22 protein-coding genes are annotated in these 19,434 nt (G+C 64.2%); 12 read left to right on the top strand and 10 right to left on the bottom strand.

Annotated features, from left to right (window positions below; translation table 11 throughout):
- Nucleotides 1-111 precede the first annotated feature (111 nt).
- A complete protein-coding gene (gene ybgC, locus FJ978_RS17505) occupies nucleotides 112-585 on the bottom strand; it encodes a tol-pal system-associated acyl-CoA thioesterase (RefSeq protein ID WP_140573083.1) in 474 nt (157 codons plus the stop codon).
- Nucleotides 586-642: 57 nt separating this feature from the next.
- Between ybgC and FJ978_RS17500 the strand changes: the two genes are divergently transcribed.
- Nucleotides 643-1,893 carry a cellulase family glycosylhydrolase gene (locus tag FJ978_RS17500; protein WP_140573082.1) on the top strand — a complete coding sequence of 417 codons (1,251 nt, stop codon included), beginning with the start codon at nucleotides 643-645 and terminating at the stop codon, nucleotides 1,891-1,893.
- 8 nt (nucleotides 1,894-1,901) lie between these two features.
- On the opposite strand, the gene FJ978_RS17495 is transcribed toward FJ978_RS17500, so the two are convergent.
- From FJ978_RS17495 to FJ978_RS17475, 5 genes are all read right to left on the bottom strand, one after another.
- On the bottom strand, nucleotides 1,902-2,798 hold the full coding sequence (locus tag FJ978_RS17495) for a metallophosphoesterase (protein ID WP_140573081.1): 897 nt from the start codon (nucleotides 2,796-2,798) through the stop codon (nucleotides 1,902-1,904).
- 161 nt (nucleotides 2,799-2,959) lie between these two features.
- The gene (gene ruvB, locus FJ978_RS17490; RefSeq protein ID WP_013892530.1) at nucleotides 2,960-3,997 is read right to left on the bottom strand and encodes a Holliday junction branch migration DNA helicase RuvB; all 1,038 of its coding nucleotides are present in this window, start codon (nucleotides 3,995-3,997) and stop codon (nucleotides 2,960-2,962) included.
- Nucleotides 3,998-4,040: 43 nt separating this feature from the next.
- Nucleotides 4,041-4,661 carry a Holliday junction branch migration protein RuvA gene (gene ruvA / locus FJ978_RS17485; protein ID WP_013892529.1) on the bottom strand — a complete coding sequence of 207 codons (621 nt, stop codon included), beginning with the start codon at nucleotides 4,659-4,661 and terminating at the stop codon, nucleotides 4,041-4,043.
- 13 nt (nucleotides 4,662-4,674) lie between these two features.
- The gene (gene ruvC, locus FJ978_RS17480) at nucleotides 4,675-5,187 is read right to left on the bottom strand and encodes a crossover junction endodeoxyribonuclease RuvC (protein WP_013892528.1); all 513 of its coding nucleotides are present in this window, start codon (nucleotides 5,185-5,187) and stop codon (nucleotides 4,675-4,677) included.
- Between the two features lie 62 nt (nucleotides 5,188-5,249).
- On the bottom strand, nucleotides 5,250-5,783 hold the full coding sequence (locus FJ978_RS17475) for a DUF1465 family protein (protein ID WP_140573080.1): 534 nt from the start codon (nucleotides 5,781-5,783) through the stop codon (nucleotides 5,250-5,252).
- Between the two features lie 578 nt (nucleotides 5,784-6,361).
- On the opposite strand from FJ978_RS17475, the gene FJ978_RS17470 reads away from it, so the two are divergent.
- Nucleotides 6,362-6,913, top strand: coding sequence for a DUF2269 family protein (locus FJ978_RS17470; protein WP_140573079.1), 552 nt, complete (start codon nucleotides 6,362-6,364; stop codon nucleotides 6,911-6,913).
- Nucleotides 6,914-6,954: 41 nt separating this feature from the next.
- On the opposite strand, the gene FJ978_RS17465 is transcribed toward FJ978_RS17470, so the two are convergent.
- The 3 genes from FJ978_RS17465 to FJ978_RS17455 form a co-directional block, all read right to left on the bottom strand.
- A complete protein-coding gene (locus FJ978_RS17465) occupies nucleotides 6,955-7,725 on the bottom strand; it encodes a sulfite exporter TauE/SafE family protein (protein WP_140573078.1) in 771 nt (256 codons plus the stop codon).
- Between the two features lie 119 nt (nucleotides 7,726-7,844).
- Nucleotides 7,845-8,573 (bottom strand): class I SAM-dependent methyltransferase, encoded by a 729-nt coding sequence (locus tag FJ978_RS17460; protein ID WP_140573077.1) that lies wholly within the window; start codon nucleotides 8,571-8,573, stop codon nucleotides 7,845-7,847.
- A 110-nt stretch (nucleotides 8,574-8,683) separates the two neighbouring features.
- Complete coding sequence (locus FJ978_RS17455) at nucleotides 8,684-9,133, bottom strand: Lrp/AsnC family transcriptional regulator (protein WP_140573076.1); 450 nt, start codon at nucleotides 9,131-9,133, stop codon at nucleotides 8,684-8,686.
- 133 nt (nucleotides 9,134-9,266) lie between these two features.
- Between FJ978_RS17455 and FJ978_RS17450 the strand changes: the two genes are divergently transcribed.
- From FJ978_RS17450 to FJ978_RS17410, 9 genes are all read left to right on the top strand, one after another.
- On the top strand, nucleotides 9,267-10,151 hold the full coding sequence (locus FJ978_RS17450; protein WP_140573075.1) for a DMT family transporter: 885 nt from the start codon (nucleotides 9,267-9,269) through the stop codon (nucleotides 10,149-10,151).
- 140 nt (nucleotides 10,152-10,291) lie between these two features.
- Nucleotides 10,292-10,939, top strand: a complete 648-nt coding sequence (locus FJ978_RS17445) for a thiamine phosphate synthase (RefSeq protein WP_140573074.1) — start codon at nucleotides 10,292-10,294, stop codon at nucleotides 10,937-10,939.
- A gap of 1 nt (nucleotide 10,940) precedes the next feature.
- A complete protein-coding gene (locus FJ978_RS17440) occupies nucleotides 10,941-11,984 on the top strand; it encodes a tetratricopeptide repeat protein (RefSeq protein ID WP_140573073.1) in 1,044 nt (347 codons plus the stop codon).
- Between the two features lie 164 nt (nucleotides 11,985-12,148).
- Nucleotides 12,149-12,715: an elongation factor P gene (efp, locus tag FJ978_RS17435; RefSeq protein WP_013892519.1), complete on the top strand. Its 567-nt coding sequence runs from the start codon at nucleotides 12,149-12,151 to the stop codon at nucleotides 12,713-12,715.
- 84 nt (nucleotides 12,716-12,799) lie between these two features.
- Nucleotides 12,800-13,600 (top strand): inositol monophosphatase family protein, encoded by an 801-nt coding sequence (locus FJ978_RS17430; RefSeq protein WP_013892518.1) that lies wholly within the window; start codon nucleotides 12,800-12,802, stop codon nucleotides 13,598-13,600.
- Nucleotides 13,601-13,750: 150 nt separating this feature from the next.
- Complete coding sequence (locus tag FJ978_RS17425; RefSeq protein WP_140573072.1) at nucleotides 13,751-14,455, top strand: hemolysin III family protein; 705 nt, start codon at nucleotides 13,751-13,753, stop codon at nucleotides 14,453-14,455.
- A gap of 152 nt (nucleotides 14,456-14,607) precedes the next feature.
- Nucleotides 14,608-15,633 (top strand): MotA/TolQ/ExbB proton channel family protein, encoded by a 1,026-nt coding sequence (locus FJ978_RS17420; RefSeq protein WP_013892516.1) that lies wholly within the window; start codon nucleotides 14,608-14,610, stop codon nucleotides 15,631-15,633.
- A 1-nt stretch (nucleotide 15,634) separates the two neighbouring features.
- Nucleotides 15,635-16,666 carry a peptidoglycan -binding protein gene (locus FJ978_RS17415; protein ID WP_013892515.1) on the top strand — a complete coding sequence of 344 codons (1,032 nt, stop codon included), beginning with the start codon at nucleotides 15,635-15,637 and terminating at the stop codon, nucleotides 16,664-16,666.
- A gap of 250 nt (nucleotides 16,667-16,916) precedes the next feature.
- Nucleotides 16,917-17,342, top strand: a complete 426-nt coding sequence (locus FJ978_RS17410) for a hypothetical protein (RefSeq protein WP_013892514.1) — start codon at nucleotides 16,917-16,919, stop codon at nucleotides 17,340-17,342.
- Between the two features lie 98 nt (nucleotides 17,343-17,440).
- On the opposite strand, the gene FJ978_RS17405 is transcribed toward FJ978_RS17410, so the two are convergent.
- Nucleotides 17,441-17,794: a DUF1304 domain-containing protein gene (locus FJ978_RS17405; protein WP_013892513.1), complete on the bottom strand. Its 354-nt coding sequence runs from the start codon at nucleotides 17,792-17,794 to the stop codon at nucleotides 17,441-17,443.
- A 137-nt stretch (nucleotides 17,795-17,931) separates the two neighbouring features.
- On the opposite strand from FJ978_RS17405, the gene FJ978_RS17400 reads away from it, so the two are divergent.
- On the top strand, nucleotides 17,932-19,416 hold the full coding sequence (locus FJ978_RS17400) for a carboxypeptidase M32 (RefSeq protein WP_140573071.1): 1,485 nt from the start codon (nucleotides 17,932-17,934) through the stop codon (nucleotides 19,414-19,416).
- Nucleotides 19,417-19,434: the final 18 nt, after the last annotated feature.

Below are 19,434 nucleotides of genomic sequence, written 5' to 3'. Positions count from 1 at the left end.
TTCTTCATAGCACAGTGTATGACACTGTCATACTATTTTCTGGCGCGCCACCCCCGCTGAAAACCAGATTGATGAGCTTTAGCGCCGCCATGGGCAATCCGTTCAATCAGCCTACGCACCAGACCTGGGCATGAACGCCGCGATCCATTCCTTGGGGAAGCGTCTCGGCCGGCCATTCTCGCCTATGATCGCCGCCTCGACCTTGGCTTCGACCAGCACCTCGTCGCCGCGTTTGAGCTGCTGCGCCATGAAGATGCGAGCTCCGGAAATGGCCTCGGTGCGGGTGTCGACGGTCAGGATGTCGTCGATGCGGGCTGGGATACGAAAGTCGATCTCCATGCGCCGCACCACCCAGACTATTCTTTCGCCATGCTTGCCATCGGCAAGTTCGGTGTGATGCACGCCGGTGAGCCTGAGATAGTCGGAGCGGCCGCGCTCGAGGAATTCGAGATAACGCGCGTGGTAGACGACGCCCGAAAAATCGGTGTCGGCATAGTAGACCCGCGCCATCAGCCGGTGTCCGGACGCGGTCAGTACGCCGGAGAGCCCGGCCAGCAGCGTCGCCGATTCACCATGATCGTCCATTGCGCTTCCTTTTTCAGCCCCGACGAGGCACCAGTCCTCCACGCGACAAAGCATCGGATGGCACTGTTGACGGCGATGATCAAGAGTTTGATGGCGGCGCTGCTGGTGCTCGTGGCCCTGGCGTGGCCCGGCCAGGCGGCGACTTTTACGATGAAGCGTGGCCTCAACCTCGATCAGTGGGTCACCTGGCCTGGCGAGGATCAGTGGGGCGACGCCAAGGCCATCCTGCCCTTTCCTGAGTGGCGCAAGTTCCTTGGGGAGGACGATCTCGAGGCACTGAAGCAGGCCGGCTTCGATTTCCTGCGCATGCCGGTCGACCCTTCGCCCTTGCTGTCCGATCAGACAACGGCTCTGCGCGATGACCTCTACGCCAGCGTGCTGGACTCGGTGCGCATGATCAATCGCGCCGGCCTGAAGGTGATCGTCGACATGCATCTGATCCCGGCTGGCGGCAGCCGCAAGATCGGCATGGCTGAGGTGATGGAGGACCCGCAGACCTTCGAGCTTTATGTCGACATGGTGCGCAAGATGGCCCGCACCCTGGCCGGTGAGGATCCCAAGAAGGTCGCCTTCGAATTGATGAACGAACCGATCGTCGATTGCGACAGCGACGGCACCAGCCTGTGGCCCGACCGCCAGCAGAAATTGTTCGCCGCCGCCCGATCCTCGGCGACGAAACTCACCTTGGTGCTGTCCGGGGCCTGCTATTCCGCCGCGTCGTCGCTGGAGAAGATCGATCCGAAGGCCATCCCCGACGACAACGTCATCTGGACCTTCCATTCCTACGATCCGTTCCTGCTCACCCATCAGGGCGCGACCTGGGCCGGCGACTTCATCCCTTATGTGACCGGCCTTCCCTATCCGCTGACATCAGTGCCGAAGGCGCAGCTCGACATGACGCTGGACACCATCCGCGCCCGGATCAAGGCTGAGGCGCCATGGACACGGCAGAGCGGCCTGCTTGCTTATCTCGACGAACAGGTCGCTAGCATGGACAGCCCCGACAAGCTCGACGGCCTCATGGACGCGCCGTTCAAAAAGGTCGAGGCGTGGGCGAAGGCCAACAGCATCAAGCCGGAAAACATCACGCTGGGCGAGTTCGGCATGATCCGCCAGGAATACGGCAATTCCTACGTGGTGCCGGCACAGTACCGCGCCGCCTATGTCAGCGACATGATTGCCCGCGCCGAGGCGCACGGTTTCTCATGGTCGGTGTGGAGCTATGGCGGCGCGTTCGGCATCGTCGACGCCTTCAATGGCGACAAGGCCGAGCCGGACGTGATGAAGGCAATCCGCAACCTGCGCTGAACCACGCATCAGCCGAGGTCGATCGACAGGATTTCCGGACGCATTCCGAAACGGATGGGCAAATTGCTGAAGCCAAGTCCGCCTGAGACGATCAGGTTGCGGTCGCTTTCCACGACATGGCCGTAGGCGTAGCGATTGCCGTAACGCGACGGCACGATCGGCGAATAACCGAACAGCCGCACCTGCCCGCCATGGGTGTGTCCCGACAGCGTCAGCGAAACCCGCCACGGCACTTTCGGGAAGATATCCGGCTCGTGCGCCAGCAAGATGACAGGCGAGCTATCGCGGACCTTGGCCAGCGTGCCGTCGAGATCGTCCAGCCCCTTGGGCCTGTCGCCCTTTTTGGTCGGCAGCAGGGCCAGCTGATCGGCGAGCCCCGCGATCCAGACACCATGCCCATCCTTTTCCAGGCGCACGGCGTCGTTCTCGAGCACCGGAATGCCGACCTTCTCCAATGCCTTGCGCGCGATCGTCGGACCAACCCCTGCCCGCTGCGCGAAGCCGTCGTTCCACCAGTCGTGGTTGCCAAGGATCGACAGCACGCCAAGCGGCGCCTTGAGCCCTGACAGGGCGCCCGCCCATTGCGGAGGCGTCACTCTTTGCGAAACCAGGCGCATGCCGGCGATGTAGTCGCCAAGCAGCACGATCAGGTCCGGTTGCAAGGCATTCGCCTCTTCGGCAAGCGATGCGATGCGCTCCTGCGTCATCCACGGCCGGCAGGCATGGATGTCGGCCAGGGCGACGACACGCAGCTTCAACCCCGCCGGCCAGTGCGGCGGCGTCAGCGCATAGCGCTTCACATGCGTCAGGAGCATCGGCTCGATGCCGACCGCGTAGGCGCTGAAAGCGGCAACCGACAGGAACGACCCGCCCATGAAGCGCAGGAACCCGCGTCTGGTTATCATTCTATGGCTCCGGCACTTCGACCACGGCGGCGTGCCGCGAGGCAGCGCCGATAAAGTCCACGATTGCGCCGGCAAATCGGCAAAGACGAGTAGATTTTGCGCAGAACGTTCACAGATGCTTGATCACTGGGTCTGGGAACCCGCGCCTGATCGCCTGGCCGTTACTCTTCCTGGAACAGGTTGATCTGCTGCTGCGCGAGATCCTTCGGCGCGTCGAGGCCGAGGTGTCGCCAGGCATTGCCCGTCAGCATGCGCCCGCGCGGCGTGCGCTGGATGAAGCCCTGTTGGATCAGATAGGGCTCGATGATGTCTTCGATGGCGTCGCGCGGCTCGGACAGGCCCGCCGCGATCGTCTCGATGCCGACCGGCCCGCCACCGAAATTGCGGGCGATCATCGACAGATACCGGCGGTCGAGCGCGTCCAGGCCGAGCGCGTCGACCTCCAGCCGGGTCAGCGCCTCGTCGGCGATCAGGCGGTCGACATGGCCGTCGCCGGCCACCGAAGCGAAATCGCGCACCCGGCGCAGCAGCCGGCCGGCGATGCGTGGCGTGCCGCGCGCGCGCCGCGCGATCTCGAGCGCGCCATCGTCGCCGAGCGGCATTTGCAGGATGCGCGCACCGCGCCGCACGATCTGTTCCAATTCCTCGACCGTATAGAAATTAAGCCGCACCGGAATGCCGAAACGGTCGCGCAGCGGATTGGTGAGCAGGCCAAGCCGCGTCGTGGCGGCGACCAGCGTGAACCGGGCAAGGTCGATCTTGACCGAACGCGCCGCCGGCCCCTCGCCGATGATCAGGTCGAGCTGGAAATCCTCCATCGCCGGGTAGAGGATCTCCTCCACCGCCGGGTTCAGCCGGTGGATCTCGTCGATGAACAGCACGTCGCCTTCTTCGAGATTGGTGAGCAGTGCCGCGAGATCGCCGGCCTTGGCGATGACCGGGCCGGAGGTCGAGCGGAAATTGACGCCGAGCTCGCGCGCCATGATCTGCGCCAGCGTGGTCTTGCCGAGCCCCGGCGGGCCGACGAACAGCACATGGTCGAGCGCCTCGTTGCGGCCCTTGGCGGCCTCGATGAACACTTTGAGGTTGGCCCGCACCGCCGCCTGGCCGACGAAATCGTCAAGCGTCTGCGGCCGCAAGGTCTGCTCGGCATCCTCGCCGCGTTTTTCGGGAGCAATCAGGCGGGGCGCTAGGCTCATGCCGTCTTCCTCGCATATGGCCGGGAAACGGACAAGCGAGCCCTCACCGCGCCAGTTCCTTCAGCCCGAAGCGGATCAGCTTCGAGGCGTCCGCGTCCTCGCCCGCCGTCTTCAGCGCCGCCGATACCGCATTGGCGGCGGTGTCGCGCGAATAGCCGAGGTTGACCAGCGCCGAGACGGCATCGGTGATCGGCGCGGGCGCCACGCCATCGCCGAGTTCCTGTTTCAGGCCGATGGTTCCGGAGGCGGCGCCGGCATAGGCCGGCGCCTTGTTCTTCAATTCGGTGACGATGCGCTCGGCCACTTTCTTGCCGACACCCGGCGCACGGCTGACCATGGCGATGTCGCGCAGCGCGATCGCATTGGCGAGGTCGGCCGGCGTCAGCGTCGACAGGATGGCCAGCGCCACCTTGGCGCCGACGCCCGGCACATTGTTCATCAGCAGCCGAAACCACTCGCGCTCGAGCTGCGACTGGAAGCCATAAAGGCGCAGCATATCCTCGCGCACATAGGTCTCGATGAACAGCACCACCGCTTCGCCGGGAGAAGGCAATGCTGCCAACGTGCGCGCCGAGCAATAAGCGACATAGCCGACGCCATGGATGTCGACGAGGCAATGATCCTCGTCGATCTCGTCCAACGTGCCCTTGAGCTTGCCGATCATTCCGCAAAGCCTCTCATGATGCCAATGCCGCCATCCGGTAAGCAACGCTTTGCCGGTGATGCGCGTGGCAAATCGCGATCGCCAGCGCGTCCGCGGCATGTTCGGTGTCGAAGGTCGCTTTCGGCAGCAGCACCTTCACCATCATGTGGATTTGCTTCTTGTCGCCATGGCCGACGCCAATCACCGCCTTTTTGACGGCGTTGGGCGCATATTCGGCGACGACGAGGCCGGCGCGCGCCGGCACCAGCATGGCGATGCCGCGCGCCTGGCCGAGCTTCAGCGTCGCCACCGCGTCCTTGTTGACGAAGGTCTGTTCGACGGCCGCTTCGTGCGGCATGGCCGCATGCAGAACCTCGGCGAGCCCGTCATGCAACTGGCAAAGCCGCGTTGCCAGCGCCGCCTTGTCCTCGGAGCGCACGGTGCCGGAAGCGACGAAGCGCAAGGAATTACCGAGGCTCTCTACGATGCCCCAGCCGGTGCGCCTGAGCCCCGGATCAATCCCGATAATGCGAATCGCGTCCCCCATCCGGCGAGTTTACCTCCGGCGGACAGCGATGCCAGCAAAATGTGAACAAACCAGAAACGGAGCTAATTGCGGGCGAAAGCCGTGTTGAGCAGGCTGATCTGGTCCGAAACCGGATTGGCCCGGCGGGCCACGGGCTGCATGTCTACCATGGCGCTGGCGCCGTAGATCTCCTCGTCCATGCGGCGCACCAGCGCCTGCAGGCGCAGCGAGCGGGTGACGAGGTCGAGGAAATCGTCGGGCAGTTCGGCCCAGCCGGCCGCCTCGTTATGGGCGGAAGCCGTGTCGAGGCGCACCTTGGATTTTTCCGAAGCGACCTGGTCGCGGGTCATCTCGCCGGAATTGGCCGCGCGCTGCAAAAGCAGCCACGAGGCAACCTGCATCAGCCTGGTGGTCAGCCGCATCGATTCGGCCGCGTAGAGCGTGGCGGCCAGCCGCGATAGCTTCTTGGCCTCGGCCCGGCCCTTGCCGTCGAGATATTCCGCTGCCTGTTCGACCAGGCCCATGCCTTCCTGGTAGAGCGGTTTGAAGGAGTGCGAAAAAACCCGGCGCTCCGCCAGTTTGACGGTTTTCGCACTGCCCTTCGAAGCCTCGTTCATGGATACGCCCCTGCACTTGCAACCGGCCGATTCGGCTCACTGCCGATACACCCGGGACCCTATAAGACTGAAGCTTGAAAATGCGCTTCGCCAGGGGTGAAGGCAAGCACATGTTTAACAGAAGGTTAACAGCGATCCCGTGCGCGCAATGTCGCTGGAATGCGGACAAAAAAAGAGCCGCGGATAAGGCGGCTCTCAGGAGTTTAACAGGGAGGCGTCAAACAAAGTGGCTCCAACCACTCGGTAAGAATCCAGATCACTGGATGGACATAGTAAACGCCTGTAAAGCTTAATGGACCCTTAACGGCGCCGATGTTTTTTGACCGAACGCCCCGCTCCTGTGCCGTAACAGCACACGGACCAAACCTCGCTTCAGGCTAGGAGCCTGTTTCGAAATTCGCTCTGGCGAAACCGCGCACCGGGCTGTTGCCGGGAGCCGCGCCGGTCGAACCGCCGAAACACAGGCGGTTTTTCGCGACATCGTTCCGAAACAGGCGCTGCGCTAAACGCCCGCTCCTCTGACGGCTGGCGCATGTCCGCTCCGCCGCGGCAACCCGAAAATATTCCAGGAGCAACCGATGGACTGGTATTCGATCGTCAAATTTCTCCACATCGTCTCAGCCACCTTGTGGGTCGGCGGCGGCTTCGTACTGTTTCTGCTCGGTATGCTTGCCGAGCGCGCCGGCAACATCGAGGACAAGCTTCAGGCGATGCGTGCCAGTGGGCAGTTGGGCGGGCGTTTCTTCGCACCGATGTCGATGCTTACCTTGCTCTTCGGCCTTGTCATGTGCGGCTTCTGGGTCGGCTTCTCCGATCTTTGGATCATCATCGGCCTGGTCGGCTACGCCACCACCTTCTCGATCGGCATGTTCATCTTCAAGCCGACCGGCGAGCGCATGGCTGCGATGATCGCCACGGAAGGCGTCACGCCTTCCGTGCTTGCCATTGGCCAGCGCATGATGAGCGCGGCACGCTTCGACTATGCGGTGATGCTGGTGATCGTCGCCGACATGGTGCTCAAGCCGACCGCGGATGACATCGGCATTCTCGCCGGCATGGTGCTGGTCCTGGTGGCGGGCGCCATGCTGGCCTTCGGCGGAAGCCGTCGCCTTGTGCCCAGCGCCGCCTGATCCCCCAAACGCTGAGAGCGGCTGAACAGCCGCCTCGCCTGCTAAATGAGGCCGGCGACGCCGTCCCACAGCAGCTTCAGCGCCACCACCGCCACCGTGGCGTAGGTGAAGGGGTAGAAAATCTCCGGCCGCATGCGCCGCACCAGCCATGCGCCGGCGATGGTCGACAGCGGCGCCAGCGGCATCAGCGCAGCGGATGCCGTCAGGTTGGCGGTGTCGAACTGGCCGAGTGCGAAATAGGGCACGAGCTTCAACGCATTGGTGGCGGCAAAGAAGATCGCCGCCGTGCCCGAGAGCACCTTGGGGTCGAGCCGGATAGGCAAGGCGTAGACCTGGAAGGGCGGGCCGCCGACATGGGCGACGAAGCTGGTGAAGCCGGCGACGGCGCCCCACAGGGCGGCAGCCACGCGGTTGGGTTCGGCGGCATGGCTCGAGCCATGGCGAAACTGCAAATAGAGCCAGCGCAGCACGAAGATGATGGCGACGGCGCCGACGATGAGCCGCACCGCCTCCTCGGTGACCAGGGCAGCTGTCAGCCAGCCGAGGCCGATTCCGATGACGGCGCCCGGCATCATGTCGACCAGCATCTTGCGGTCGTAAACGCCCCACCAGGTCCACACCGAGACGATGTCCATCAGGCACAGGATGGGCAGCAGGATGGCAGCCGCCTGCACCGGCGGCATGGTCAATGCCATCAGCGGCACGCCGACGAAGCCGACGGCGCCGCCGAACCCGCCCTTGGACAGGCCGACCAGAATGACCGCCGGAATGGCGGCCGCGTAGAACCACGGATCGAGAAGCAGGCCTGACATGGGGAGGGACTGGTCTGGAGGGAAAGCGAGTCAACGGCCTGAATAGCCTAGAATTGCGCGTCGGGCGACAGCAAATCTGGAGCCGCCGCCGCGCGCCCGGCCGATGGCTGGCGCCGGCGCTATCGCCGCGCCGAAACCAGCAGGAACATCGGCCGCTCTAGTTCTTCCGCCAGTTCCGGCCTGGCCGCGATCTGCTCGGCAGTCGGACAGAAATCCTCGACATGCTCTATGGTGAAGCCGGACCGGATCAGGCTGTTCAGCGTGGTGCCGATCGTGCGGTGATATTTGACCACGCCCTTGGCAAGCCAGTCGGTCTTGCGAGGGCCTTCAACCAGATACCGGTCGACGGGCCACGTCTTGCGGCCTTCGGCATCGATCAGCCAGCCGGGTTTGGTCGGCGCCATGTAGATCGGATGTTCCGTCGAGAAGACGAAATGGCCGCCGGGCGAAAGGGCTCGATGCACAGTCTCGAACAGCCGCGCGACGTCTTCGACATAATGGAGCGCAAGCGAGCTGTAGGCGAGATCGAAGGCGCCTGGCGGCAGGCTGAGTTGGTCGAGATCGGCCCGCTCATAGGTGATGCCGGTGTCCGGGCTGGCGGCTCTCGCCCGGGCGAGCATCTTCTCCGACAGGTCCAGGCCAAGGATCTCTCGCGCCCCTTTCTCATGCGCCCAGCGGCAGAACCAGCCGAAGCCGCAGCCGAGGTCGACGATTCTTGTGCCGGCGACTTCAGGCAGTATCGCACGCAACGCCGGCCATTCGGCGGCACCCTCCAGGCCTTCGACCGAACGGCCAAGCTGGCTGTAGCCGGCGAAGAAATCCGGCTGGTCGTAGATATTCTGCGCCATGTCTTCCTCGTTGTTCAGGCAATCACCGTTCCCGGACAATCATCCGGTGGATGACTGACATTTGGTGGGCGGCCGCGCATTTCCACCTCGGCCACGCGGAGTCAAGGCAATCAGGCCGGCGGTGCCCCGAGCGGTGGTGGCCGCCGGCGGATCGGCTGCGCCTTGATGATGGCAGTGCTGGTCTCGGCCTTGTCGGCGATGCGGTCGAGAATGCCGTCGAGATCACCGATCGAGCGCACGAACAGCCGGGCGACGAAGCAGTCATCGCCTGTCACCTTGTCGCATTCGCCGAACTCGGCAATCTCCTCGATCAGCTTCTGGACAATGTGCAGCTTGCCCGGCAAAGGCTTGATGCGCACGATCGCCTGCAGCGTATAGCCGAGCGCCAGCGGATCGATCTCGACGGTGAAGGCCCGGATGACGCCGCGCTCCTCGAGCCGCCGAAGCCGCTCCGAAACACTCGGCGACGACAGCCCGACCTGGGCCGCCAGATCCTTCAGCGAGGTCCGCGCATCCCTCACCAGTATTTCGAGGAGATTTCGGTCGAGATCGTCAAGCATTTCAGATTTCTCACAGATTCGAAGCAGATGCCTAATATAATTAGGTCATCTATCCATATTTCCTTTTTCAGAAGATGGAAAGCACCCGCATCGCATGAGATTATGCAGCCTCAAACGGGTTTGAGGCTGCATCATGAACGATACGGTACGCGGCACGATCGAAATGTCCGCCGCCATGGCGATCCTGGGAACGATCGGCTGGTTCGTGATCATGTCCGGCCAGCCGATCATGGATGTGGTGTTCTGGCGCTGCGCGTTCGGCGCGCTGACGCTGCTCGTCATCTGCGCCGGGCTGGGGCTGCTGCGCAACGGACTGACGCTGCGCATCATCGGCCTCGCCGCGCTCGGCGGTGCCGCCATCGTCATCAACTGGGTTCTGCTCTTCAGTGCTTTCTCCCGCGCGTCGATCTCCATCGCCACCGCCGTCTACAACACCCAGCCCTTCATGCTGGTCGGCTTCGGCGCGCTCTTCTTCGCCGAGCGGCTGACGCTGACCAAACTGACCTGGCTGACAATAGCCTTCGCCGGCATGGTGCTGATCGTCTGCGCCGCCCCTGACGCCGGCGATGTCGGCACCAACTATTTCGCCGGCATCGCGATGGCGCTGGCCGCGGCCTTCTTCTGGGCAGTCGCTGCCATCGTCACCAAGAAGCTCAAGGGCACGCCGCCGCATTTGATCGCGCTTATCCAGATCTGTGTCGGCGTCGTCATGCTGGCGCCCTTCGCCAATCTCTCGCATCTCCCCGCCGACCCATGGAGCTGGGCCATGCTGGCGACGCTGGGCGTCGTCCACACCGGCCTGATGTACATATTGATGTATGGCGCGATCCAGAAATTGCCGACGCACCTGCAGGGATCGCTGTCCTTCATCTATCCGGTCGTCGCCATCCTGGTCGATGTCACCGCCTTCGGCCATCGCTTGCACCTCAGCCAGGTCGTCGGCGCCGCCACCATTTTGGTTGCCGCCGCCGGGATGAATCTCGGCTGGACGCTGTGGAGGTCGCGGGTCCCGGCCTGACGACCGCAACCGCTCACGAGATACCTGGACGCGTTTCGACCAGCGATCCCGCCCGTCCGCCTGTTCAAAGCGGGCAGTTTGCTCTATGCCGCAATCCAACCATCTTCGCCCGGCATAGGCGAAACCCGGGATCAAGAACCATGAACGACGCCACGCCTCCCAACCGCTGCCGCATTGTGCTGATCGCGCCGCCAGGCGTGCCGGCGGACCGTATCGCGGCCGCATTCGACGGCGGCGACGTCGCCTCGCTGATCCTGCCGGAGAACGGCATGGACGAGGCCTCCTTCCAGGCCTTTGCCGAACAAATCGTGCCGGCGGCGCAGGCCGCGGGCGTGGCCGTCATCATCGCCGGCGACACCCGCATCGCGGGCCGTGTCCAGGCCGATGGCATCCATGTCGAGATTTCCAAGGCCGAGCTCGCCGAAACGATTGGGCATTTCCAGGCCAAGATGATGGTCGGTACCGGCGGCGCCAAGACGCGTGACGATGCGCTTGAGCTTGGCGAGACGCGGCCCGACTACATCTTCTTCGGCCGCTTCGGCTACGACAACAAGCCCGAGCCGCACCCGCGCAACCTGTCGCTGGGACGATGGTGGGCCGATATGATCCAGATCCCCTGCATCGTCATGGCTGGATCCGACCTCGCATCCGTCGAGACGGTGGCCGCCACCGGCGCCGAATTCGTCGCCCTGTCCAGCGCGGTGTTCGCCGACGGCGTCGATCCGAAGGCGGCGATCGCCCAGGCCAACGCGTCGCTCGACGAAACCGCGCCGCGCTTCGAGGATTGACGTGGCACTGGCAAGGCTTCCCCTTCAGGCCCTGCTTGCGGCGGTCATGATCCAGACCGCTGCCGCCGCCGAAACGGTACCCTTGCCGCAGCCCAAGCCGGATATCGGCGCGCATACCGACAAGCCGATCGAAAACCAGCTGCCGCAGCCCGCCACCACGGCAGAGCCCGCGCCCTTGCCCTCGGCCGACAACATCAACCCCGACCGCTTCGGGGCCAAGCCGGCGGACGCGGCCTATGGCGCCTTCCAGCGCGGGCTCTACAAGACCGCATACAACCTCGCGCTTGTCCGCGCCCAAAATGGCGACCCGGCGGCGCAGACGCTGGTGGCCGAGATCCTGTCGCGCGGGCTCGGCGTGCCGCTCAATGCGGCCGAAGCGGCGAAATGGTATGCGCTCGCCGCCGAACAGGGGGTGCCGGAATCACAGTTCCAGTACGCGCTGATGCTGCTCGACGGGCGCTACGTCAAGAAGGACGAGAAGGAGGCCTATGCGCTGATGCAGGCCGCCGCCGAAGCCGGCAACCGGCTGGCGCAATTCAATTTCGCGCAGATGCTGGTCCAGCAGGATCCCGGTGACGCAGGCTTGAGCAAGGCGGTCTCATACTATGAGCGCGCCGCCGCGACCGGCCTCGCCGACGCGCAGTACGCCATGTCCCAGATCTATGCCAACGGCGTCGGCGGCAAGCCGCGCGACGATGCGCACGCAAGGCGCCTGCTGGCGCAGGCCGCGCGGCAGAACTACGACACCGCGCAGATCGACCTCGCCGCCTGGATGATCGAGGGCCGCGGCGGCGCGCGCGACCTGAAATCCGCCTTCGGCTGGACGAAGCAGGCAGCCGAAGGCGGCAATGTCGCCGCCGAGAACCGCCTGGCGAAACTCTATATGGAAGGCATCGGCGTCGACCCCGACCTGGTGCTCGCCGCCGCCTGGTACATCGTCGCGCGCCGCGCCGGCCTCATCGATCCTCAGATGGACGATTTCCTGCAAGGGCTGAGCGACGACCAGACCAAGCAGGCCTTGCAGAAGGCGAACCGCCTGCCTTGACGGCGGTCCGCGAGATCGCCCGGCAGTCAGCCCGTCGCGCGGCGCCAGCCGCCCGCTCCCTTGCCTCTTGCGGTTATTTGTGGTCTTGGAAGCCCGAAATCGCTTTCCCAGCGACAATCCCATACCAACGGCTGGCCGTTGGCAGCATCCCGGATCACCTCATCATGGCCAAGATCAACGGCAACGAAATCCGTCCCGGCTACGTCATCGAGCACGATGGCGGCCTCTGGGTGGCGGTCAGGACCAACACCGTCAAGCCTGGCAAGGGCGGCGCCTACAACCAGGTCGAGCTGAAGAACCTCATCAACGGCACCAAGCTCAACGAGCGCTTCCGATCGGCCGAGACGGTCGAGCAGATCCGCCTCGACCTGAAGGATTTTTCCTTCCTCTACGAACAGGACGACGCGCTGGTGTTCATGGACACCCAGAGCTACGAGCAGCTCGAACTGAACAAGGACTTCGTCGGCGACCGCGCCGCCTTCCTGCAGGACGGCATGATGGTGACGGTGCAGCTCTACGAGGAAAGGCCGATCGGGATCTCGCTGCCCGATTACGTGACCCTGGCCATCACCGAGGCGGACCCGGTGGTGAAGGGCCAGACGGCGGCATCCTCTTACAAGCCGGCGGTGCTGGAGAATGGCATCCGTGTTCTGGTGCCGCCCTTCATCGGTGCCGGCGAACGCATCATCGTCGACACCAACGAAATCACATACGTGCGCCGCGCCGACTGATGCATGTCGCCCAAAAGTGGCCCCGGTTTTGGGTCACCGACATGCATCAAGACAGAGTTTAATGCGGGCACAGGAAGACATACGATGGCACGCTCAGCCCTTCTCAACGTCATGGTCCAGGCCGCAATGAAGGCCGGCCGCTCGCTGTCGCGCGACTTCGGCGAGGTCCAGAACCTGCAGGTCTCGATGAAGGGGCCGGGCGACTATGTCAGCCAGGCCGACCGCAAGGCCGAGGATATCGTCTTTGCCGAACTGTCGAAGGCACGCCCGGGCTACGGCTTCCTGATGGAAGAGCGCGGCATCGTCGCCGGCGACGACAGCCAGCACCGCTGGATCGTCGATCCGCTCGACGGCACCACCAATTTCCTGCATGGCATTCCGCTGTTCGCCGTCTCGATCGCGCTTGAGCGCCAGGGTCAGATCGTCGCCGGCGTCATCTACAATCCGGCAATGGACGAGCTCTACACGACCGAGCGTGGCGGCGGCGCCTTCCTGAACGACCGCCGTCTGCGCGTCGCTGGCCGCACCAAGCTCGTCGACGCCGTGATCGGCTGCGGCGTGCCGCATCTGGGACGCGGTCAGCACGGCAATTTCCTGATCGAGCTGCGCCACGTCATGGCCGAGGTCTCCGGCGTCAGGCGCCTTGGCTCGGCTTCGCTCGATCTCGCCTATGTCGCCGCCGGCCGCATGGATGGGTTTTGGGAAATCGGCCTCTCGGCCTGGGACATCGCCGCTGGCCTGCTCCTCATCCGCGAGGCGGGCGGCTTCGTCTCCGACATGGATGGCGGACAGGACATGCTGGACCATGGTTCGGTCGTCGCCGGCAACGAGATCATCCAGCGGGCGCTGCTGAAGACGGTGAAAAAGCCCCTCGCGCCCCGCTGAAGCAATTCCGGGAAAGGCGCGTAGCGCTTTCCCTGGGGAATTGCGTAGGGCACAAATGCCGCCGCGCTGAACCGCCGCAGTCGCAAAACCGCAACCAAAGCTTGAAATACTGTCCGGCGGCTGCCCAGATAGGGTGACGCAGGATCATTGATGACGAACACACCGCCGCAACTCGAAATCCCCGCCGCACTCGAAATCCCCTTTGTCGGGCGCTGGCACTACTCCCGCGCGGAGATGATCGCCGACGGCATCGTCCATGCGGTCGGCATCGTGCTGGCGATCGCGGCCGGCTCGGCGTTGCTGGCGCTGGCGGCGTCTCGGGCCGGGCCTGGCGAATACATTGCCGCCGCCTTCTATGTCGTCTCGCTGCTCACCGTTCTGTCGGTATCGCTGACCTACAATCTGTGGCCGGTGACCTCGCCGGCGAAATGGATCCTGCGGCGGTTCGATCACGCCGCGATCTATCTGCTGATCGCGGCCACCTACACGCCGTTTCTGGCCCAGCTCGACGGCTCGCCGCTGGCCAGATGGATGATCGTGCTGGTCTGGGTCGCGGCGGCAACGGGCATCGCCATCAAGGTGTTCTTCCCCGGCCGCTTCGACCGGCTGGCAATCGTCTTCTATCTCGCCATCGGCTGGAGCGGGATCGTGCTGGTCAAGCCGCTCGTCGAGACGCTGCCGACGACGTCGATCGTGCTCATTGTCGCCGGCGGCGTCGTCTATTCCTGCGGTGTCGTTTTCTTCGCCTGGAAGGGACTGCGCTTCCACAACGCGCTGTGGCATGGCTTCGTCGTCACCGGCGCCGGCTTGCATCTGGCGGCCATGGTCGACTGTCTGGTGATAAACCGCCTCTGATCCTGGAAGCCGATTTCGGTTTGCATGTCGGATGGACGCGCTGCACATTAGCCCCATGGCAATATTGCCAAGCGCCATTCAATTTGGTCACAATTCCGTTTAGAGTCGCCAACGACGTGATCGGCGGCAGCGGCATCGGAAACGGGGCACGAATGGCTTTTCTCAGATCCTTCGGCATGGGCAGGCGCTCCGACGTCCTGATCTACGATCCACATAAACTGTCGAGCCCGCAGGTCTTCCTGCTCACCATGGTCATCTTCCTGGCCATCGTGGCGTTTATCGCCGCGATATTGACCCGCCAGATCTCGACCGCCTTCGTCACCAATCCCGGCCTCAACGGCCTGATCGTCGGCGTGCTCGCCGTCGGCATCCTGCTGGCCTTCGTCCAGGTCGGGCGGCTGTTTCGCGAGGTGCGCTGGGTCAACTCTTTCCGGGCCGGCTCGGAAACCACCGAACCGGTGCTGCTGGCGCCGATGAAGGCGATGATCGGCCGGTCGTCGTCGATGGCCTTCTCGACCTCCTCGATGCGCACCATGCTCGATTCCATCGCCACGCGCCTCGATGAAAGCCGCGACACCTCGCGCTACCTTGTCGGCCTGCTGGTTTTCCTCGGCCTGCTCGGCACCTTCTGGGGCCTGTTGAACACGATCGGCTCTATCCGCGAGACCATCGAATCGCTCGATCCCGGCACGGGTGACGCGGCCGCGGTGCTCGATTCGCTGAAACAAGGCCTGTCGGCGCCGCTGGCCGGCATGGGCACCGCCTTCTCGTCCTCGCTGTTCGGCCTGTCCGGCTCGCTCGTACTCGGCTTCCTCGATCTGCAGGCCGGCCGCGCCCAGACGCGCTTCTATACCGAGCTCGAGAACTGGCTGTCTTCGGTCACGGACCTCTCGTCCGACATTGTGGTTTCCGACCCCGCCAAGACCGAATCCTCCGACGAGATCCGCGTGCTGTCCGAAAAGCTGCGCAGCATGCAGGAGAACGGCGGCGGCTCCAACCCGCGCGTTGCCACCGCCATGGCCAATCTTGCCGATGGCATTTCCGGCCTGGTCAAGAACATGCGCTCCGAGCAGCAGATCATGCGCGACTGGGTCGAGGCTCAATCCGACGAGCAGAAGGCGATGCGCAACACGCTGGAAAAGATCGCCGACGCCCTGAAGAAGCAGGGGGTACACTAGCGTGGCCCTGGCACGGGCGCGGCGCGCCGATCGCCGCATCGACTATTGGCCAGGCTTCGTCGATGCACTGTCGACGCTGCTGCTGGCCATCATGTTCCTGCTCACCGTCTTTGTGCTGGCGCAGTTCCTGCTCGGCCGCGAAATCTCCGGCAAGGATACGGCGCTGTCACGCCTCAACTCGCAGATCAACGAACTGACCCAGCTTCTGGCGCTGGAGCGCTCGACAGCACAGGACAAGGATGATTCGCTCGCCAATCTGCAGGCATCGCTGTCGGCGGCGGAGGCCGAGAAGAGCCGGCTCGAACAATTGCTGGCGCAAGGCGCCGGCGCCGGCGACGCCGCCAACCAACGTGCGGCGGCGCTCGGCGGAGAACTCGACAACCAGCGCCAGATCAGCCAGCAGGCGCTGAGCCAGGTCGAAATCCTCAACCAGCAGATCGCCGCACTGCGCAAGCAGATCGGCGCGCTCGAGGACGCGCTCAACGTGTCCGAAACGCGCGACCGCGATTCCAACACCAAGATCGCCGATCTCGGCCGCCGCCTCAACGTCGCGCTGGCCCAGCGCGTGCAGGAACTGAACCGCTACCGCTCCGACTTCTTCGGCCGCCTGCGCGAAATCCTCGCCGATCGCGAGAACATCCGTATCGTCGGCGACCGCTTCGTCTTCCAGTCGGAAGTGCTGTTCCCGACCGGCTCCGAGGTGATCAACGATGCAGGCAAGGTGGAGATGAAGAAACTCGCCGATGCCATCATCGAGCTGCAGAAGGAAATTCCGCCGGAGATCAACTGGGTGCTGCGCGTCGATGGCCATACCGACAACAAGCCGCTGTCCGGCACCGGCCGTTATCGCGACAATTGGGAACTGTCGACGGCGCGCTCGACCTCGGTGGTCAAGTTCCTAATCGAGAACGGCGTGCCGGCCAACCGGCTGGTCGCCGCCGGCTTTGGTGAGTTCCAGCCGCTCGATCCCGCCGACACCGAAGAGGCGCGCAACAAGAACCGCCGCATTGAACTCAAGCTCACCGAACGTTGATCCATCATCACGCGATGTCACGCGAATTTGTTCGCCGGTTCAACTCTAGGGCGCAAAGTGCGGCCGGCAAGGCCTGAAAAGATTATCTTTTTTTAATTACACTTCGCACCGGAGCGCTCCTAGCTTGCTGCGCAGGGCCGAGAACCGCCGGCGATGCCTCCCATCGCGACGCGACGGAACCGGACGGCCCGCGTCCGGAACGCGGGGCGGCAAGGCCGCTCCCTTTTCCCCAGCAAAAGGAGGCGCCCTCATGCGCTCTTCAGCATCTCTCAAGACTGCAACCCTTGCCGCAATACTGATTGCCGCCCCTCTTGCCGGCGCCTATGCCGCGGGCCATCACAAGGGCGCGCTCGACGCCGCCCCGCCGACCGAGATGAAGGGCCCGCGTGTCGAGGCTCTCATCGAACAGGCGCAGGGCGTCCGTCAGGGCATCGTGGATGCAAGACAGGCTAACAACATAACCCCGGCGGTCGCCGAACACCTGGAAATGCGCACCAACCAGATCAGCCAGGCCGCCGAGAAGATTGCTGCGTCTGATCACGGCAGGATCCCGTCCGCGCAGTATCGTGACCTGCTGCGTCATCTCGACAATGTCGACCAGCGGCTGAGGGGCGACACCGGCAGCGGTTTCATGATGGGCGACGGCTCCGACGGCGGAAACTATCCGAACGGCTGAGGCCATCCCGCCTGGAAAGGTCCCAGAGGAAGGGACTACCTGGCGCCTTCGGGACCCCAATCCCGCGGGCGTCCTTTTTCCCCATCGGCCGAGCTTGCCTACCAGCCGAGCCAGACCGCGATCAGGGCGAGCACAGCCGGAACGGTCTGGATGAACAGGATCTTGCGGCCGACCGTTGCCGCGCCGTAGAGGCCGGCAATGGCCACGCACAAAAGGAAGAAGACCTTGACCTGGAAACCGGCCGCGCCGAGGGTGAGCCCCCAGATCAGGCCGGCAGCGAGAAATCCGTTGTAAAGACCCTGATTGGCAGCGAGCACCTTCGAGGCGCTGGCGAATTCCGGCGTCAGGCGAAACGTCTTGTGCCCGCGCGGCGTGTCCCAAAGCACCATCTCGAGATAGACGATGTAGACATGGATCAAGGCCACCAGCCCGACCAGGATGTTGCCGATCATTTGCTCCCCCTTCATTTGGCCCGTCAGCATTTCATGCGCGACGGCGTCGGCGCAAGGCGCTGCCGGACGATCTCCGAGGGTTGCCAACGCTTTTGCGTTGGTGTCTTTTCGCGCCGTCCTCAATCACGGAAGCCGCCATGTCCTTTCAGAAACTCGACGATCTCGGCCACAAGCTCGAAGCGCTCGAGCATGCGCTGGCCATCCTCGGCGCCGATGAGGCGACCCACATGGCCGTGGGCGGTGGCGAAAAGCGTGCCGAGGCGATGGCAGCCCTTGCCGGCATGTACCACACCAGGGCGACCGCACCGGAGATATCCGACTGGATCGCCGCCGCCGAAGGTGAGGCGCTCGACGACGAGCAGCGCGCGGCACTCGCCGAACTGCGGCGCCAATACACCAACTTGACCTGCCTGCCGGTCGAATTCGTCGAACGCCAGACGACGGCGCGCATGCGTTGCGAGCAGCTGTGGCGCGACCTGCGCGCCAAGAATGATTGGGCGGGCTTTCAGCCGGCGCTGGAGGGCGTGGTGGCGCTGATGCGCGAAGAGGCCGCCCTGCGCTCCGACGTGCTCGGCCTCGCCCCTTATGATGCGCTGATGGAGCAATACGACCCCGGCAACCGCGTCGCCGACATCACCCCTGTCTTCACCGAGTTGAAGGCCTTCCTCAAGGGGTTCGTGCCGGAGGCGCTGGCAGTGCAGGAAGCGCGGCTGCGCAAGCATCCGCTGAAGCCACTTTCGGGCACTTACGCGATCGACCGCCAGCGCGAACTCGGCCTTGCCATGATGGCGGCGGTCGGCTTCGATCTGACACACGGCTCGCTGTCGGTGTCGCACCATCCCTTCTGCGGCGGCGTGCCGAGCGACGTGCGCATCACCACCCGTTACAAGACATCGGATTTCCTGTCGGCGCTGATGGGCGTGCTGCATGAGACCGGACACGCGCTCTACGAACAGAACCTGCCCAAGGCATGGTCGCACTGGCCGCTCGGCAAGGCCCGCGGCATGGCCGTGCATGAAAGCCAGAGCCTGTTCGTCGAAAAGCAGATCGGCCGCAATCCCGCTTTCTGGCGCTGGGCTCTGCCGGTGGTGGAAAAGCATCTCGGCGAAGCCTGGTCGCTCGACGATATCCTGCCGCATGTGCACCATGTCGAGCGCGGCCTGATCCGGGTCGACGCCGACGAGGTGACCTATCCGTTGCACGTCATCCTGCGCTACGAGCTGGAGCAGGAACTTGTCACGGGCCGGCTGGAGGTGGCTGATCTGCCCGAAGCCTGGGACGCTAGGATGCGCGACTATCTCGGCCTCTCCACCATCGACAATCCGGCCGACGGGCCGATGCAGGACGTGCATTGGCCAAGTGCCGCCTTCGGCTACTTCCCCTCCTACACGCTGGGCGCGATGATGGCGGCGCAGCAATGGGCCGCGCTGACGCGGGAGCATCCGTCAGCCGATGGCGATCTGGCGAAAGGGAATTTCGCTGATATCAACGACTGGCGCCGCAAGAAGATATGGTCGCAAGGATCGCGCTGGTCGACCCCGGAGCTGCTCGAGCGCGCCACCCGCGAAAAGCTCAACGCCGCGTATTTCGTCAACCACCTGAAGCAGCGCTACGGCGGCTGAAGCCGGCCATCGCGCCAT

Source organism: Mesorhizobium sp. B1-1-7, assembly GCF_006442705.1.
Taxonomy (GTDB): Bacteria; Pseudomonadota; Alphaproteobacteria; order Rhizobiales; family Rhizobiaceae; genus Mesorhizobium; species Mesorhizobium opportunistum.
Note: the sequence above shows the minus strand (reverse complement) of the source record. Positions and strands in the feature narration are given on the sequence as shown.

Excerpts from the sequence above, each read along its gene's own strand:
- ybgC (WP_140573083.1), bottom strand. The coding sequence starts at position 585 with ATGGACGATCATGGTGAATCGGCGACGCTGCTGGCCGGGCTCTCCGGC.
- FJ978_RS17500 (WP_140573082.1), top strand. The coding sequence starts at position 643 with ATGGCACTGTTGACGGCGATGATCAAGAGTTTGATGGCGGCGCTGCTG.
- FJ978_RS17495 (WP_140573081.1), bottom strand. The coding sequence starts at position 2,798 with ATGATAACCAGACGCGGGTTCCTGCGCTTCATGGGCGGGTCGTTCCTG.
- ruvB (WP_013892530.1), bottom strand. The coding sequence starts at position 3,997 with ATGAGCCTAGCGCCCCGCCTGATTGCTCCCGAAAAACGCGGCGAGGAT.
- ruvA (WP_013892529.1), bottom strand. The coding sequence starts at position 4,661 with ATGATCGGCAAGCTCAAGGGCACGTTGGACGAGATCGACGAGGATCAT.
- ruvC (WP_013892528.1), bottom strand. The coding sequence starts at position 5,187 with ATGGGGGACGCGATTCGCATTATCGGGATTGATCCGGGGCTCAGGCGC.
- FJ978_RS17475 (WP_140573080.1), bottom strand. The coding sequence starts at position 5,783 with ATGAACGAGGCTTCGAAGGGCAGTGCGAAAACCGTCAAACTGGCGGAG.
- FJ978_RS17470 (WP_140573079.1), top strand. The coding sequence starts at position 6,362 with ATGGACTGGTATTCGATCGTCAAATTTCTCCACATCGTCTCAGCCACC.
- FJ978_RS17465 (WP_140573078.1), bottom strand. The coding sequence starts at position 7,725 with ATGTCAGGCCTGCTTCTCGATCCGTGGTTCTACGCGGCCGCCATTCCG.
- FJ978_RS17460 (WP_140573077.1), bottom strand. The coding sequence starts at position 8,573 with ATGGCGCAGAATATCTACGACCAGCCGGATTTCTTCGCCGGCTACAGC.
- FJ978_RS17455 (WP_140573076.1), bottom strand. The coding sequence starts at position 9,133 with ATGCTTGACGATCTCGACCGAAATCTCCTCGAAATACTGGTGAGGGAT.
- FJ978_RS17450 (WP_140573075.1), top strand. The coding sequence starts at position 9,267 with ATGAACGATACGGTACGCGGCACGATCGAAATGTCCGCCGCCATGGCG.
- FJ978_RS17445 (WP_140573074.1), top strand. The coding sequence starts at position 10,292 with ATGAACGACGCCACGCCTCCCAACCGCTGCCGCATTGTGCTGATCGCG.
- efp (WP_013892519.1), top strand. The coding sequence starts at position 12,149 with ATGGCCAAGATCAACGGCAACGAAATCCGTCCCGGCTACGTCATCGAG.
- FJ978_RS17430 (WP_013892518.1), top strand. The coding sequence starts at position 12,800 with ATGGCACGCTCAGCCCTTCTCAACGTCATGGTCCAGGCCGCAATGAAG.
- FJ978_RS17425 (WP_140573072.1), top strand. The coding sequence starts at position 13,751 with ATGACGAACACACCGCCGCAACTCGAAATCCCCGCCGCACTCGAAATC.
- FJ978_RS17420 (WP_013892516.1), top strand. The coding sequence starts at position 14,608 with ATGGCTTTTCTCAGATCCTTCGGCATGGGCAGGCGCTCCGACGTCCTG.
- FJ978_RS17410 (WP_013892514.1), top strand. The coding sequence starts at position 16,917 with ATGCGCTCTTCAGCATCTCTCAAGACTGCAACCCTTGCCGCAATACTG.
- FJ978_RS17405 (WP_013892513.1), bottom strand. The coding sequence starts at position 17,794 with ATGATCGGCAACATCCTGGTCGGGCTGGTGGCCTTGATCCATGTCTAC.
- FJ978_RS17400 (WP_140573071.1), top strand. The coding sequence starts at position 17,932 with ATGTCCTTTCAGAAACTCGACGATCTCGGCCACAAGCTCGAAGCGCTC.